At 58.1% G+C, this 14,971-nt stretch carries 10 protein-coding genes; 6 read left to right on the top strand and 4 right to left on the bottom strand.

The features are described 5' to 3' along the window. Position 1: 1 nt before the first annotated feature. The 4 genes from fdx (at position 2) to sseB (ending at position 2,752) form a co-directional block, all read left to right on the top strand. Positions 2 to 337, top strand: a complete 336-nt coding sequence (gene fdx, locus L383_RS11350; protein ID WP_003860652.1) for an ISC system 2Fe-2S type ferredoxin — start codon at positions 2 to 4, stop codon at positions 335 to 337. A 1-nt stretch (position 338) separates the two neighbouring features. Then, on the top strand, positions 339 to 539 hold the full coding sequence (gene iscX / locus L383_RS11355) for a Fe-S cluster assembly protein IscX (protein WP_014171178.1): 201 nt from the start codon (positions 339 to 341) through the stop codon (positions 537 to 539). Positions 540 to 592: 53 nt separating this feature from the next. Then, positions 593 to 1,879 carry an aminopeptidase PepB gene (pepB, locus tag L383_RS11360; RefSeq protein ID WP_023331086.1) on the top strand — a complete coding sequence of 429 codons (1,287 nt, stop codon included), beginning with the start codon at positions 593 to 595 and terminating at the stop codon, positions 1,877 to 1,879. Positions 1,880 to 1,975: 96 nt separating this feature from the next. After that, positions 1,976 to 2,752 (top strand): enhanced serine sensitivity protein SseB, encoded by a 777-nt coding sequence (gene sseB, locus L383_RS11365; RefSeq protein WP_014884823.1) that lies wholly within the window; start codon positions 1,976 to 1,978, stop codon positions 2,750 to 2,752. A gap of 16 nt (positions 2,753 to 2,768) precedes the next feature. On the opposite strand, the gene L383_RS11370 is transcribed toward sseB, so the two are convergent. The 4 genes from L383_RS11370 to L383_RS11385 form a co-directional block, all read right to left on the bottom strand. Further along, positions 2,769 to 3,539 carry a MurR/RpiR family transcriptional regulator gene (locus tag L383_RS11370; RefSeq protein ID WP_023331085.1) on the bottom strand — a complete coding sequence of 257 codons (771 nt, stop codon included), beginning with the start codon at positions 3,537 to 3,539 and terminating at the stop codon, positions 2,769 to 2,771. Continuing rightward, positions 3,539 to 4,384: a 3-mercaptopyruvate sulfurtransferase gene (sseA, locus tag L383_RS11375; RefSeq protein WP_023331084.1), complete on the bottom strand. Its 846-nt coding sequence runs from the start codon at positions 4,382 to 4,384 to the stop codon at positions 3,539 to 3,541. Before sseA ends, L383_RS11370 begins: the two co-directional genes overlap by 1 nt. A 90-nt stretch (positions 4,385 to 4,474) precedes the next feature. Then, positions 4,475 to 5,842 carry a 6-phospho-alpha-glucosidase gene (locus L383_RS11380; RefSeq protein ID WP_023331083.1) on the bottom strand — a complete coding sequence of 456 codons (1,368 nt, stop codon included), beginning with the start codon at positions 5,840 to 5,842 and terminating at the stop codon, positions 4,475 to 4,477. 12 nt (positions 5,843 to 5,854) lie between these two features. Continuing rightward, on the bottom strand, positions 5,855 to 7,399 hold the full coding sequence (locus L383_RS11385; RefSeq protein ID WP_023331082.1) for a PTS transporter subunit EIIC: 1,545 nt from the start codon (positions 7,397 to 7,399) through the stop codon (positions 5,855 to 5,857). Positions 7,400 to 7,686: 287 nt separating this feature from the next. On the opposite strand from L383_RS11385, the gene L383_RS11390 reads away from it, so the two are divergent. Then, positions 7,687 to 12,639, top strand: a complete 4,953-nt coding sequence (locus tag L383_RS11390) for an alpha-2-macroglobulin family protein (RefSeq protein ID WP_023331081.1) — start codon at positions 7,687 to 7,689, stop codon at positions 12,637 to 12,639. Position 12,640: 1 nt separating this feature from the next. Beyond that, positions 12,641 to 14,968: a peptidoglycan glycosyltransferase PbpC gene (gene pbpC, locus L383_RS11395; protein ID WP_023331080.1), complete on the top strand. Its 2,328-nt coding sequence runs from the start codon at positions 12,641 to 12,643 to the stop codon at positions 14,966 to 14,968. The last annotated feature ends 3 nt before the right edge of the window (positions 14,969 to 14,971 follow it).

Raw genomic sequence — 14,971 nt, 5'->3', positions numbered from 1 at the left:
TATGCCAAAGATTGTTATTTTGCCTCATGCGGACCTTTGTCCGGATGGCGCTGTTCTGGAAGCGAAGACCGGCGAAACCATTCTCGATGTTGCCCTGCGCGCAGGTATCGAAGTGGAACACGCCTGTGAAAAATCCTGTGCCTGCACTACCTGTCACTGCATCGTGCGTGAAGGTTTTGACTCGCTCGCCGAAAGCACCGAAGACGAAGACGACATGCTGGATAAAGCATGGGGTCTGGAGCCAGACAGCCGCTTAAGCTGCCAGGCCGCGGTGACCGACGAAGATCTGGTCGTGGAATTCCCACGCTACACCATCAACCACGCACGCGAGCATTAATATGGGACTGAAGTGGACAGACAGCCGTGAGATCGGCGAAGCGCTCTACGACGCGAACCCGGATCTCGATCCGAAAACCGTACGATTCACCGACATGCACCAGTGGATCTGCGATTTAGACGATTTCGACGACGATCCAAACGCATCCAATGAAAAAATTCTGGAGGCGATTCTGTTAGTCTGGTTAGATGAAGCAGAGTAAATCACTTAACGGGCTGCCTTCAGGCGGCCCGTTTGCTAATAAGGATAAATAAAATGACCGAAGCGATGAAGATTACGCTCTCTACGCAGCCTGCCGACGCGCGCTGGGGCGAGAAAGCCAGCTACAGCATCAATAACGACGGTATTACCCTGCACCTGACGGGCAACGATGATTTGGGCCTGATCCAGCGCGCCGCGCGCAAAATCGACGGTCTGGGGATCAAACATGTCTCGCTGGAAGGCGAAGGCTGGGACACCGACCGCAGCTGGGCATTCTGGGCGGGGTACAAAGGTCCGAAAGGCACCCGCAAAATTGAGTGGGCAAACCTCGACGAAGCCGGTCAGAAAGAGCTGGAAAGCCGCCTGCAGATCATCGACTGGGTACGCGACACCATCAACGCCCCGGCGGAAGAGTTAGGTCCTGAGCAGCTGGCGCAGCGCGCCGTTGACCTGCTGTGCGGCGTGGCGGGCGACAAAATGTCCTACCGTATTACCAAAGGTGAAGACCTGCGCGAGCAGAACTATATGGGTATCCACACCGTAGGCCGTGGCTCTGAGCGACCTCCGGTCCTGCTGGCGCTGGATTACAACCCAACCGGCGATAAAGAAGCTCCTGTCTTTGCCTGCCTGGTCGGCAAAGGCATTACTTTTGACACCGGCGGCTACAGCCTGAAGCAGAGCGCGTTCATGGACTCCATGAAGTCCGACATGGGCGGCGCGGCAACCATCACTGGTGCGCTGGCGTTCGCGATTACCCGCGGCCTGAACAAGCGCGTGAAGCTTTACCTGTGCTGCGCCGACAACATGGTCAGCGGCAATGCCTTCAAGCTGGGTGACATCATTCGCTATCGCAACGGCAAAAATGTTGAAGTGATGAACACCGATGCCGAAGGCCGCCTGGTGCTGGCTGATGGCCTGATTGACGCCTCTGCGCAGAAACCTGAGCTGATTATCGACATGGCGACCCTGACCGGTGCGGCGAAAACCGCCCTGGGGAACGACTACCATGCGCTGTTCAGCTTCGATGACAAGCTGGCCGCACGCCTGCTGGCAAGCGCCGCGGCGGAAAACGAGCCATTCTGGCGTCTGCCGCTGGCCGAGTTCCACCGCAGCCAGCTGCCGTCCAACTTTGCCGAGCTGAATAACACCGCAAGCGCGGCGTATCCGGCAGGGGCAAGTACCGCAGCAGGCTTCCTGTCTCACTTCGTTGAGAACTATCACGAAGGCTGGCTGCACATCGACTGCTCCGCAACCTACCGTAAAGCAGCGGTAGAACAGTGGTCCGCGGGTGCGACCGGTCTGGGCGTGCGTACCGTGGCGAACCTGCTGACGGCTGAGTAACCTTTTTTGCCGGGTGGCGCTACGCTTACCCGGCCTACAAAACCCGTAGGCCCGTGCAAGCGTAGCGCCGCCGGGCAATTGTGAAGTAGCCAAACTATGTCCGAAACCAAAAACGAATTAGAAACTCTGCTGGAACAGGCGGCCACCGAGCCCGCTCACCGTCCGGCATTTTTCCGCACGTTGCTGGAATCTACCGTCTGGGTGCCAGGCACCGCGGCGGAAGGTGAGCAGGTTGTGGAAGACAGCGCGCTGGATCTGCTGCACTGGGAGAAAGACGACGGCTCTTCAGTGATCCCGTTCTTTACCTCACTGGAAGCGCTGCAGGAAGCTGTGGAAGATGAACAGGCATTCGTGGTGATGCCGGTGCGTACGCTGTTTGAAATGACGTTGGGCCAGACCCTGTTCCTCAACGCCAAACTGCCAACCGGGAAAGAGTTCACCCCGCGTGAAATCAGTCACCTGATGGGTGAAGAGGGCAATCCGCTCAGCACTCAGGAAGTGCTGGAAGGGGGGGAAACGCTGCTGCTCTCCGAAGTGGCCGAGCCGCCCGCGCAGATGATTGATTCCCTGACCACGCTCTTCAAAACGCTCAAGCCCGTCAGGCGCGCATTCCTCTGCTCCATTAAAGAGAATGCCGACGAGCAACCAGTGCTGCTGATCGGTATTGAAGCAGATGGCGATATCGACGACATCATTCAGGCGGCGGGAAGCGTGGCGACCGACACGCTGCCGGGCGATGAGCCGATTGATATCTGCCAGGTGACGAAAGGTGAGAAGGGCATCAGCCATTTTATTACCGAGCACATCACGCCGTTTTATGAGCGTCGCTGGGGCGGGTTCCTGCGCGATCTCAAAACCAACCGCATTATCTGATGACGCGGGGTGAACTTCACCCCGTTGCTTCCAGCAGCAGTAAATCCATCAGCAGCACCAGATTCGACTCAAATGACGTCACGCCTGCTGCTTCAGCAGCGAAATGTACCGCTTCGTCATAGAGGGCAAAGTGTACGTCCGCCATCCCCGCCAGCGTATTGGCCGAGGCGCGGGTAAACGCGACGACGGTCATCCCGACGTTTTTGGCAATTCGCGCTTTATCCAGCACCTGCTCCGTTTCGCCGCTGCGTGAAACGGCAATGAACACCTGATAGCGGGCGGCGTTGCTGAGAAAAATGTTCCGGCTGTCCCCCGGCCCGGAGATAAATGCCGTTTTGCCCAACACCTGCAATTTCTTGGTCAGGTACTCGGCAAACAGATAGGAAAACCCGGCACCGTAGAGAAAAAAGCTCTCTTTCTGGCGCAGCAGGTTGGCAAAATGCTGGCGTTTGTCCTGGGTGACCCACTGAAAAGTTTGCTGATAGTTGGCGATGAATTGATTAAAAAGGGCAGGCAGCTCAGGGAGCGATTGCCCCTGCACGGTGATATGCGGCGTGTCAGAAAGCAGCTGCTTGCAGTGCCAGATAAACTCGCTAAAACCGCTGAACCCCAGCTTCTGACACAGCCGCATAATGGTGGCGGTAGAAACAAATGTCGCCTGCGCCAGCTCGCGCACCGTGATATTGCCCACCAGCAGCGGATGCTCCGTGAGGTGGGCGAGGACGCGATACTCCGCGCGGGTCAGTGACGCCCCGCGCGTTAACAGCGTGGCCAGGCGGTTATCCATTATTTTGCCGGTTCAACCGGCAGATCGTCTCGCGCACCCCATTCGCTCCAGGCGCCGTCGTAAAGAGTGACGTCGTTAACCCCGAGGGTGGCAAGTGCCAGAATCACCACGCAGGCCGTTACGCCGGAACCGCAGCTGGCAATGATCGGACGATGTAAATCCACACCCGCACGGTCAAAAATGGCGTGCAGTTCATCGGTGGTTTTCAGCTCCCCTTCAAATACCAGATCGCCCCACGGCACGTTCAGCGCGCCCGGAATATGTCCACGCTTCAGACCCGGACGCGGTTCATCCGCTTCGGCATTAAAGCGAGGAGCAGGACGGGCATCGACAATTTGCGCCGTCTTCTCGTGGCTAACGACCAGTACGTCAGTCAAACGTTTGACGACATGTGCGTCAAACGTGGCATCGAAATCGCCTTCCGGCAGCGTGACATCACCCTGCTGAAGCGGCAGGTCATCACGCTTCCAGCCCGCCAGACCGCCTGCCAGAATTGACACTTTCTCTACGCCAAACTGTTTTAACATCCACCACGCGCGCGGTGCGGAAAAGAGGTTGCCCTCATCGTAAACAACCAGATGCTTGTCGCGGCTCACGCCCAGCTCGCGCATCGCCACGGAAAAGGCTTCCGGGCGCGGCAGCATGTGTGGCAGGGGAGAGTTGTGATCGGAGAGGGCTTCAATATCAAAAAATACCGCGCCAGGCAGATGGCCGGCACGGTATTCACCGGGAACATCGCGGTGCTCCTGCCCCGGAGGGGCCATCCGCGCGTCAATAATCTGGACTTCCGGGTCGTCGCCGTGCTCAATCAGCCAGTCGGCGGCGACAAAATATGAGGTGGACATGGGATGCCTCCATTCTTTTCCGTAAAAAAGGATTGTCGGTGTTTTTTATGACACCGACAAGCAAACCACGTTCAACTCGCGAGCAAGCCCCTATTTTTTCACCGTTTCGCCATTCTGCCAGGCCTTTTGCAGCGCGGGCCAGTAGTCGCGGTTGGCTTCGATCATCTCATCCAGAATAGCTTTCGCGTGCGCCATGGTCGGCACGGTGCGGTTCAGGGTGAAGGCCTGCAGGGCTTTCTCATAACTGCCTTCGATGGTCGCCTCCACCAGCAGCTGTTCGGATGCCAGCTGCTGTTGCAGCAGGGTCTGATGGAACAGCGGCACCCGACCGATGCGAACAGGCTCTGGTCCTTCGGAGGTGATATAGGCGGGCACTTCCACCATCGCATCGTATGGCAGGTTGGTAATCGCCCCACGGTTTTCCACCATCACCAGATGGCGGCTGCGCAGGTTAAAGGCCAGCGAGCAGGCCACGTCGACGATAAACTCGCCGTGGACGCCCACGTGGAAGGCATCCGGCAGGATCCCGGTGCGCTTGTACTCTTGCGCAGCAGCAAAGAGTTTTTTCTCACGCCCGTCCATCACTTCGTTAGCGCGGGTATAGTCCGGGTTCTGATGCTCCACAATCTGGTTTGGCATCAGGTAATACTGCAGATACGGGTTCGGCAGGTACTCCGGGAAGTTATCCATGACGGGCTTGATGTTGCGCCAGGTCTTCACCCAGGAGGGATCGGAATGTTGCGGATCGGTTTTAGCGGCGTCTTCCGTCAACAGGCCAAACTTCGCGATATGTTTGCGCAGTTCGGGCAGCTTGTCTTCGCCGTCCACCAGCACGCGGGTAAACCAGCCGAAGTGGTTCAGGCCGAAATAGTCCACCTCCAGCTTGTGGCGATCCACGCCCAGAATGGCGCCCATATTGCGCATTGCGGCGACGGGCATATCGCAGATGTTCAGCACCCGCGCGTTCGGGCGCAGGCGGCGCACGCCTTCCGCCACGATCGCTGCCGGGTTGGAGTAGTTCACGATCCAGGCTTTTTCATGCGCGTAGCGATCCACCCGATCGATAAGCTCGACCATCGGCAGGATCGTGCGCAGTCCGTACGCCAGGCCGCCGGGACCGCAAGTCTCCTGGCCGACCACGCCGTGCCGCAGTGGGATCTTCTCATCCTGCTCGCGCATTTTATACTGACCGACCCGCATCTGGGCGAAGACGAAATGTGCGCCGCTGAACGCCACTTCCGGGTCAGTGGTGACGGTGAATTTGATGCTTTCACTGTGGTCACGAATCACTTTCTCAACCACCGGCGCGATGGTGTTCTGACGCGCCTCGTCGATGTCATAGAGGCGGATTTCGGCCAGCGGGAAGTCATGCAGACGTACCATCAGGCTTTTCACAATACCCGGCGTGTAGGTGCTGCCGCCACCGGCAATCGACAGAATAAAGGGGGGTGTAAACATCTTTAGCTCCTTTCAGAGAAACGTCTCAACGGCTTCTCGCATTTTTTTGACATGCAGCCCGTAGACCACCTGAACGTTGTTACCTTGTTTGATGACCCCTTTCGCGCCGGTCGCTTTCAGGCGCGGCTCGTCGATGATGTCGACGTCCTTCACCGTGACGCGTAAGCGGGTATAGCAGTTATCCACAACCTCAATATTCTCCCTGCCGCCGAGTCCCACTACGATGGACTCACCCAGCCCGTCGTTATTGCCCCTCGCCTGGTACTCCTGCTCGCTGTAGAGACGTGTCTCCTGATCCTCATTCTCACGGCCTGGGGTCTTCATGTTGAAGCGCAGAATAAGGAAGCGGAACACCGTGAAGTAGAGGGAAAACATGATCAGCCCTACCAGGATGTACATTGGCCAGTTAGATTTCTCCGTGCCGAGCGGCAGGTTGTAGAGAATGAAATCAATGATCCCGTTGGCACCGATGGCGTGAACGCCAAATAGCGAGAACAGCATCATGCCGATGCCGGTCAGCACCGCGTGAACCACGAACAGCAGCGGCGCGACGAACAGGAAGGAGAACTCAATCGGCTCGGTGACGCCGACCAGCAGCGAGGTCAGCGCCGCCGGGATCAAAATGGCTTTCGCAACGGCTTTGCGTTCCGGTTTTGCGGTCATATACATCGCCAGCGCGGCGGCGGGCAGGCCGAACATTTTGCTGATGCCGCGCGCGTCCCACACCACGGTGCTGCTGAGCTGCTTCACCTCCGGGCAGGCCATTTCGGCGAAGTAGATATTGCGCGCGCCCTGATAGGTTGCGCCGCACACCTCCTGCGTCCCCCCGAGTTCAGTATAGAGGAACGGGGTATAAACCAGATGATGCAGGCCAGTCGGTACCAGAATGCGCTCAAGGAAACCGTAAATGGCTACGCCGAACGGACCTGAGCCTTTAATGGCCAGCGCCAGCGCGCTAATCCCGTGCTGAGCGTAGGGCCAGATTTCGCTCATTACCACGCCGAGCAGCATGGAGACGGGCAGCATCACAATCGCGACAAAGCAGTGGCCGGAGTAAATCGCCATCGCACCGTTAAACTGTACGCCGGAATATTTGTTGTAAAGGTAGCCGGAGAGCGCCCCGGTCAGGATCCCGGCGAAAACACCCATCTCCAGCACCTGAACGCCCAGCACCATGCTTTGACCCGCGGCTTTCATCTGCCCGGCAGGCGCCAGCTCATCCTGAAGCTGTAACGTTACGTTCATGGCGTTGATAAACACCACGAAGGTCACCAGACCAATCAGCGCCGCGTAGCCTTTATCGCGCGTTGCCAGCCCAATCGGGATCCCGACGGCAAACACCAGCGCCAGGTTGACCAGCACTGACACGGCGGATTTGGCGATCAGCTGGCCGATACTCTGAATGAGCGGATGGCCAAGAAACGGCAGGTACTCGGCCATGTTGCCGTTACCCAATACGTTACCAAAGGCGATAAACAGACCGACGATCGGTAAGATAAGTACGGGGCCGTACAATGATTTTCCGAAATTTTGTAGGGCGTTCACGGCTCGTTTCATGGCTTTCTCTCTTATTGAACCGCGCACTCGGGGTGCGTCATGGTCATAAAACTAGCAGGCTCCTGATGCTTTTATCCAGCTATCTTATTGTTTTAAAATCAAATGACGTGAAAGGTAACATGTGACGTTATGCTCTGTGATCGCGGTTCCACCTCCACGCCGCCGGATATGACGATTCTGCGAGGCGCTTTCCAGATTCTAAAATTGGACTTTTTGTATTAACGAAACTTGCGGATAATACTTATCCGGACGACGACCAACAGGCCCCCTCAGGCCAGGGACAAAGGATGAAACCGTTTCGCTTAGCCGCGATCTCTCTCGCGCTGCTTACCACATTTACGCTTGTCGGCTGTGACAACAGCGACGATAAATCTCAGACTGCGGCTCCCGCAGCATCCACCACATCAACCCCGAAAGCGGCTGAAAAGCCTGATGCAGAAAAACTGGCAAAACTGGCGGCACAGAGCCAGGGCAAAGCATTAACCCTACTGGATGCCTCTGAAGTACAGCTGGACGGCGCCGCCACGCTGGTGTTGACCTTCTCTGTTCCGTTGAATCCCGACCAGGATTTCGCGAAAACAGTGCATGTCGTGGATAAGAAAAGTGGCAAGGTTGACGGGGCGTGGGAACTAGCGCCTAACCTGAAAGAGCTTCGCCTGCGTCATCTGGAGCCCAACCGTAATCTGGTTGTCACCGTCGAACGTGGTTTACAGGCGCTGAACAAAGCAACGTTCGACATTGATTATGAAAAAGCGATCACCACCCGGGATGTCGAACCGACGGTCGGTTTTGCCAGCCGCGGATCGCTGCTGCCGGGCAAAGTGGTGGAAGGGCTGCCGGTGATGGCGCTCAACGTCAACAATGTGGACGTCAATTTCTACCGCGTGAAGCCGGAATCGCTGGCTTCCTTTGTCAGTCAGTGGGAGTACCGTAACTCCCTGACCAACTGGGAATCCGACAACCTGCTGAAGATGGCGGAACTGGTTTATACCGGTCGCTTTGATCTCAATCCGGCGCGCAATACCCGTGAAAAACTGCTCCTGCCGCTCAAGGATATCAAGCCGCTCCAGCAGTCTGGCGTCTATATCGCGGTCATGAACCAGGCCGGGCACTACAACTACAGCAATGCCGCAACCCTCTTTACCCTGAGCGATGTCGGGTTATCCGCTCACCGTTACCACAACCGCCTGGACATCTTTACCCAGAGTCTGGAAAACGGTGCGGCGCAGTCCGGTGTCACTGTCACGCTGCTAAATGACAAAGGGCAGACCCTTGCCGAGGCGAAAAGCGATGCGGACGGTCATGCAACGCTTGAAACCGACAAAGAGGCCGCGCTGATTCTGGCGAGCAAAGATGGCCAGACCACGCTGCTTGATCTCAAACTTCCGGCGCTCGATCTGGCGGAGTTTGATATCGCCGGTAATCCGGGCTACAGCAAGCAGTTCTTTATGTTTGGTCCGCGCGATCTCTATCGCCCGGGTGAAACCGTGATCCTCAACGGCTTACTGCGCGACAGCGACGGAAAGCCGCTCCCCGACCAGCCTGTGAAGCTTGACGTGTTGCGTCCGGATGGACAGGTGGCGCGCACGATGGTCGTTAAGCCAGAAAACGGGCTCTATCGTTTTAACTATCCGCTGGATAGCGGTGCGCAGACCGGCATGTGGCATATCCGCGCGAACACAGGTGATAACCAGCAGCGTCTGTGGGATTTCCACGTGGAAGATTTCATGCCTGAGCGTATGGCGCTGAATCTGACAGGTCAAAAAGCACCGGTTTCCCCGCAGGATGACGTGGACTTTAACGTAGTAGGCTATTACCTGTACGGTGCGCCGGCTAATGGGAATTCACTGCAGGGCCAGCTTTTCCTCCGCCCACTGCGTGAGGCCGTGCCTGCACTGCCAGGCTTCCAGTTTGGGGACATCGCTGAGGAAAACCTGAGCCGCAGTCTGGATGAAGTGCAGCTTACGCTGGACGAACAGGGGCGCGGGCAGGTTACGACTGAAAGCCAGTGGAAAGAAGTGCACTCGCCGCTACAGCTGATCCTGCAGGCCAGCCTGCTGGAGTCGGGCGGTCGCCCGGTGACGCGTCGCGCTGAGCAGGCCATCTGGCCGGCGGCTGAACTGCCGGGTATCCGTCCTCAGTTCGCCAGCAAGGCTGTATACGACTACCGCACGGATACCACCGTCAACCAACCCATTGTTGACGAAAACGGTAATGCCAGCTTTGACATCGTTTATGCCGATGCCAGCGGGGCGAAAAAAGCGGTATCCGGCTTACAGGTGCGCCTGATCCGCGAGCGCCGCGACTACTTCTGGAACTGGTCTGAGAGCGAAGGCTGGCAGTCTCAGTTCGATCAAAAAGATCTGGTTGAAGGTGAACAGGAGCTTAGCCTCAAGGCCGATGAAACCGGCAAGGTCACTTTCCCGGTGGAGTGGGGCTCATACCGTCTGGAGGTGAAAGCACCTGATGAGATGGTCAGTAGCGTGCGCTTCTGGGCGGGATACAGCTGGCAGGATAACAGCGATGGCACGGGGGCAGCACGCCCTGACCGCGTGACGCTGAAGCTGGATAAACCCGCTTATCAGCCAGGCGATACCATCCAGCTGCATATCGCTGCACCCGCCGCAGGCAAGGGCTATGCCATGATCGAATCCAGCGAAGGGCCGCTGTGGTGGAAAGAGATCGACGTACCGGCAAACGGGCTCGATCTCTCCATTCCGGTCGATAAAGCCTGGAAACGTCACGATCTCTACCTCAGCACACTGGTGGTGCGCCCTGGGGATAAATCGAAATCCGCTACGCCGAAACGCGCGGTTGGTCTGCTGCATCTGCCGATGGGAGACGAAAATCGTCGCCTGAACATTGCGCTCGATAACCCGCAGAAAATGCGGCCAAATCAGACGCTCTCTGTGAAGGTGAAAGCCAGCGTGAAAGAGGGGGCGGTTCCACAGAAAGTGAACGTGCTGGTTTCGGCAGTGGACAGCGGCGTGCTGAACATTACCGATTACGTTACGCCAGATCCGTGGCAGGCGTTCTTCGGCCAGAAGCGCTACGGCGCGGATATCTACGATATCTACGGCCAGGTCATTGAAGGACAGGGCCGCATGGCGGCGCTGCGCTTCGGCGGTGATGGCGATGAACTGAAGCGCGGCGGCAAACCGCCGGTGAACCACGTCACCATTATTGCCCAGCAGGCTCAGCCGGTTACGCTGGATGCTAACGGGGAAGGTACCGTTACGCTGCCGATTGGAGACTTCAACGGCGAGCTGCGCCTGATGGCACAGGCCTGGACGGAAGATGATTTTGGCAGCAGTGAAAGCAAGGTTGTGGTGGCCGCACCGGTCATTACCGAGCTGAACACCCCGCGTTTCCTGGCGAGTGGAGATACCTCGCGCCTGACGCTGGATCTGACCAACCTGACCGACCAGCCGCAAACGCTGAACGTTGCCCTGACTGCGACAGGCAAACTGTCCCTGGAGGGCGCGCCGCCGCAGCCGGTTCAGCTGCCGCCGGGCGCGCGTAGCACCCTGTTTATTCCAGTACGTGCGCTGGAAGGCTATGGCGACGGTGAGGTGACGGCACAGGTTACCGGCCTGCAGCTTCCGGGCGAAACCTTCACACCGCAGCAGAAAAGCTGGAAAATCGGTGTACGTCCGGCATTCCCGGCACAGACGGTCAATACCGGAGCGATGCTGAACCCGGGTGAATCCTGGACCGCACCGGCGCAGCATAGTAGCGGTTTCTCTCCAGCCACTCTGGAGGGGCAACTCCTGCTGAGCGGTAAACCACCGCTCAACCTGGCGCGCTATATTCGTGAACTGCAGGCGTATCCGTATGGCTGTCTGGAACAAACCACGAGTGGCCTGTTCCCGTCGCTCTACACCAACGCGGCGCAGCTCACCGCGCTTGGTATTAAGGGCGACACGGATGACAAGCGCCGTGCTGCCATTGATATTGGGATCTCGCGTCTGCTGCAGATGCAGCGCGAGGAGGGCGGTTTTGCGTTGTGGGATAAAAACGGCCCGGAAGAGTACTGGTTAACCGCCTATGTCACTGACTTCCTGGTGCGTGCAGGCGAGCAAGGCTACAGCGTGCCTGCCGAAGCCGTGAATAACGCCAATAGCCGCCTGCTGCGCTACCTGCAGGATCCGGGCATGATGTCCATTCGCTACAGCGACGACACCCAGGCCAGCAAATTTGCCGTACAGGCTTATGCCGCTCTGGTGCTGGCGCGCCAGCAAAAAGCACCTCTGGGTGCGCTGCGCGAAATCTGGGATCGTCACGCTCAGGCTGCTTCCGGGCTGCCGCTGATGCAGCTGGGTATGGCGCTCAAACTGATGGGCGATGCCCCACGCAGCCAGCAGGCACTGGACCTGGCGCTCAAAACGCCGCGTAACGACAGCAAAAACTGGATGGCCGATTACGGTAGTCAGTTGCGCGATAACGCGTTGATGCTCTCCCTGCTGGAAGAGTACAAGCTGCTGCCGGATGCGCAAAATACGTTGCTGAATGCGCTGTCTGAACAGGCTTTCAGCCAGCGCTGGCTGTCTACTCAGGAGAGTAATGCCCTCTTCCTGGCCGGACGTTCGCTGCAAACTCTGTCAGGTGCATGGCAGGCGAAAACCTCGCTGTCTGATACCGCCTCAGGCGGTGATACATCGCTGGTACAAAACGTCAACGGCGACCAGCTTGGTGCGCTGCAGGTGACCAATACCGGCACTTCGCCACTGTGGGTTCGCCTGGACAGCACGGGTTATCCGGAATATGCGCCTCAGCCGAGCTCGAACGTGCTGCAGATTGAACGTCATATCCTGGCAACCGACGGCAGCAGTAAATCGCTCTCATCTCTGAAGAGCGGTGAACTGGTACTGGTGTGGCTTGAGGTGAAAGCCAGCCAGAACGTGCCGGATGCGCTGGTGGTGGATCTTCTCCCGGCGGGTCTGGAGCTGGAAAACCAGAACCTGGCGAGCAGCAGCGCCAGCCTGCAGGACAGCGGCAGCGAGGTGCAAAACCTGCTGAGCCAGATGCAGCAGGCGGATATTCAGCATATGGAGTTCCGCGACGACCGCTTTGTGGCCGCTGTGCCGGTCAACGAAGGTCAGCCGGTCACGCTGGTTTACCTGGCGCGCGCCGTCACACCGGGAACTTACCAGGTGCCGGTCCCGATGGTGGAGTCTATGTACGTTCCGCAGTGGCGGGCAACGGGTGCGGCCAGCGGCCCGCTGATTGTTGTTCCGTAATATGCTGAAAGCACGTCTGACACGCTCCCGCTGGCTCTGGCTGGCGGGAGCGCTTCTCATTTTATGGGGGCTGGTTTTCGCCGCCGACCGCCTGTGGCCGTTACCTCTGAAAGAGGTTAACCCCGCCCGGGTGGTGGTGGATGAGAACGGCACGCCGCTGTGGCGTTTTGCTGACGCGGAGGGCATCTGGCGCTATCCGGTGACCATTGAAGAAGTCTCTCCCCGCTATCTTGAGGCGCTAATCCAGTATGAAGATCGCTGGTTCTGGGATCATCCCGGCGTAAACCCACTCTCTGTCATGCGCGCCGCCTGGCAGGATCTCACCTCCGGGAGAGTGGTCTCGGGTGGAAGTACGCTTACCATGCAGGTGGCGCGCCTGCTGGATCCGCATCCGCGCACCTTCGGTGGAAAGATCCGTCAGCTCTGGCGGGCGATGCAGCTGGAGTGGCATCTCTCCAAACGCGATATTCTTACGCTGTATCTCAACCGTGCCCCGTTTGGCGGCACGCTGCAGGGGGTAGGGGCAGCAAGCTGGACCTATCTGGGGAAACCACCTTCGCAGCTTAGCTACTCCGATGCAGCGCTGCTGGCCGTACTGCCGCAGGCACCAAGTCGCCTGCGCCCGGACCGTTGGCCGGAGCGGGCCGAAGCGGCACGCAATAAAGTGCTCGACCGCATGATGACCCAGGGCGTCTGGTCAGAAAAACAGGTAAAAGAGTCCCGTGAAGAGCCGGTATGGCTGGCTCCCCGTCATATGCCGCAGCTGGCGCCGCTTTTTGCTCGCATGATGCTCGGCAAAAGCCGCGACACAAAAATTGTCACCACGCTGGATGCCGGACTACAACGACAGCTGGAAGAGCTGGCGATGAACTGGAAATCCCGCCTGCCGGCACGCAGCTCGCTGGCGATGATCGTCGTGGATCATACGGATATGAAAGTACGCGGCTGGGTCGGTTCGGTGGATATTAACGACGACAGTCGATTTAGCCATGTTGATATGGTCAATGCGATCCGATCGCCGGGATCGGTGCTGAAACCCTTTATTTACGGTATGGCGCTGGATGATGGCCTGATCCATCCCGCCTCATTGCTTCAGGACGTTCCTCGAAAAACCGGTGATTATCGCCCCGGAAATTTCGACAGCGGCTTCCACGGGCCGGTCAGCATGAGTGAAGCGCTGGTACGCTCCCTCAATCTGCCGGCGGTGCAGGTGCTGGAAGCCTACGGGCCAAAGCGTTTTGCCGGAATGCTGAGCAATGCCGGGCTGCCGCTGATCCTGCCTGCGGGGGCACAACCGAATTTGTCGCTGATTTTGGGAGGTGCAGGCGCGCGGCTGGCCGATATCGCCGCTGCCTATAGCGCCTTTGCCCGACACGGCAAGGCGGGAAGGCTGCGCTTCCAGCCTGGCGACGCGCTTGTTGAGCGCCCGCTGTTATCGGCAGGTTCAGCGTGGATTATTCGCCGTATTCTCGCCAACGAGGCGCAGCCGCTGCCGGACAGTGCGCTACCGCAAATTGCGCCGCTGGCATGGAAAACCGGCACCAGCTACGGCTACCGTGATGCCTGGGCAATAGGTCTGAACGCCCGTTACGTCATTGGCATCTGGACCGGACGACCGGACGGTACGCCCGTGGCCGGGCAGTTTGGTTTTGCCAGCGCGGTGCCGCTCCTGAATCAGGTAAATAACCTGCTTCAGTCTCGCTCGACGGTAGACGAAGCCCGCCTGCCGCGCGATCCGCGTCCGGAGAGCGTCGGGCAGGGTGTGATCTGCTGGCCTGGCGGTCAGTCGCTGCCGGAAGGCAGTGAAAACTGTCGGCGTCGCCTTTCCACATGGTTGCTGGAAGGAAGTGAGCCGCCTACGCTGCTTTTACCGGAACAGGAAGGTATTCGCGGCATTCGTTTCCCGGTCTGGCTTGATAAAACGGGTAAGCGTGTTGCAGCAGATTGCCCGGATGCCACGGAGAAAATCCTCGATGTCTGGCCGCTGCCGCTGGAGTCGTGGCTGCCAGCAGCAGAAAAAAGGGCGGCGCGTCTTCCTGCGAAATCAACAGTCTGTCCGCCTCTGGATAATAACAATGCGGCACCGCTTATGATTTCGGGAATCAGAGAGGGAGCTGTGATTAAGCGACTCCCGGGGGAAGGAAATGTGACGCTTTCTGTCAGTACGACAGGCGGAGAAGGTGAGCGCTGGTGGTTTTTAAACGGAGAATCGTTAAAAGGACGGAATTATAATTATTCATTAAAATTATATTTGCCGGGTAATTATCAATTATTTGTGATGGATGAGGCAGGACAAACGGCGACGGTAAATTTCGAGCTGGGCCGTTAAGTT

This window comes from Enterobacter sp. MGH 37, from assembly GCF_000534515.1.
Taxonomy (GTDB): domain Bacteria; phylum Pseudomonadota; class Gammaproteobacteria; order Enterobacterales; family Enterobacteriaceae; genus Enterobacter; species Enterobacter kobei.
Note: the sequence above shows the minus strand (reverse complement) of the source record. Positions and strands in the feature narration are given on the sequence as shown.

Coding starts and splice junctions, on each gene's coding strand:
- fdx (WP_003860652.1), top strand. CDS start 2: ATGCCAAAGATTGTTATTTTGCCTCATGCGGACCTTTGTCCGGATGGC.
- iscX (WP_014171178.1), top strand. CDS start 339: ATGGGACTGAAGTGGACAGACAGCCGTGAGATCGGCGAAGCGCTCTAC.
- pepB (WP_023331086.1), top strand. CDS start 593: ATGACCGAAGCGATGAAGATTACGCTCTCTACGCAGCCTGCCGACGCG.
- sseB (WP_014884823.1), top strand. CDS start 1,976: ATGTCCGAAACCAAAAACGAATTAGAAACTCTGCTGGAACAGGCGGCC.
- L383_RS11370 (WP_023331085.1), bottom strand. CDS start 3,539: ATGGATAACCGCCTGGCCACGCTGTTAACGCGCGGGGCGTCACTGACC.
- sseA (WP_023331084.1), bottom strand. CDS start 4,384: ATGTCCACCTCATATTTTGTCGCCGCCGACTGGCTGATTGAGCACGGC.
- L383_RS11380 (WP_023331083.1), bottom strand. CDS start 5,842: ATGTTTACACCCCCCTTTATTCTGTCGATTGCCGGTGGCGGCAGCACC.
- L383_RS11385 (WP_023331082.1), bottom strand. CDS start 7,399: ATGAAACGAGCCGTGAACGCCCTACAAAATTTCGGAAAATCATTGTAC.
- L383_RS11390 (WP_023331081.1), top strand. CDS start 7,687: ATGAAACCGTTTCGCTTAGCCGCGATCTCTCTCGCGCTGCTTACCACA.
- pbpC (WP_023331080.1), top strand. CDS start 12,641: ATGCTGAAAGCACGTCTGACACGCTCCCGCTGGCTCTGGCTGGCGGGA.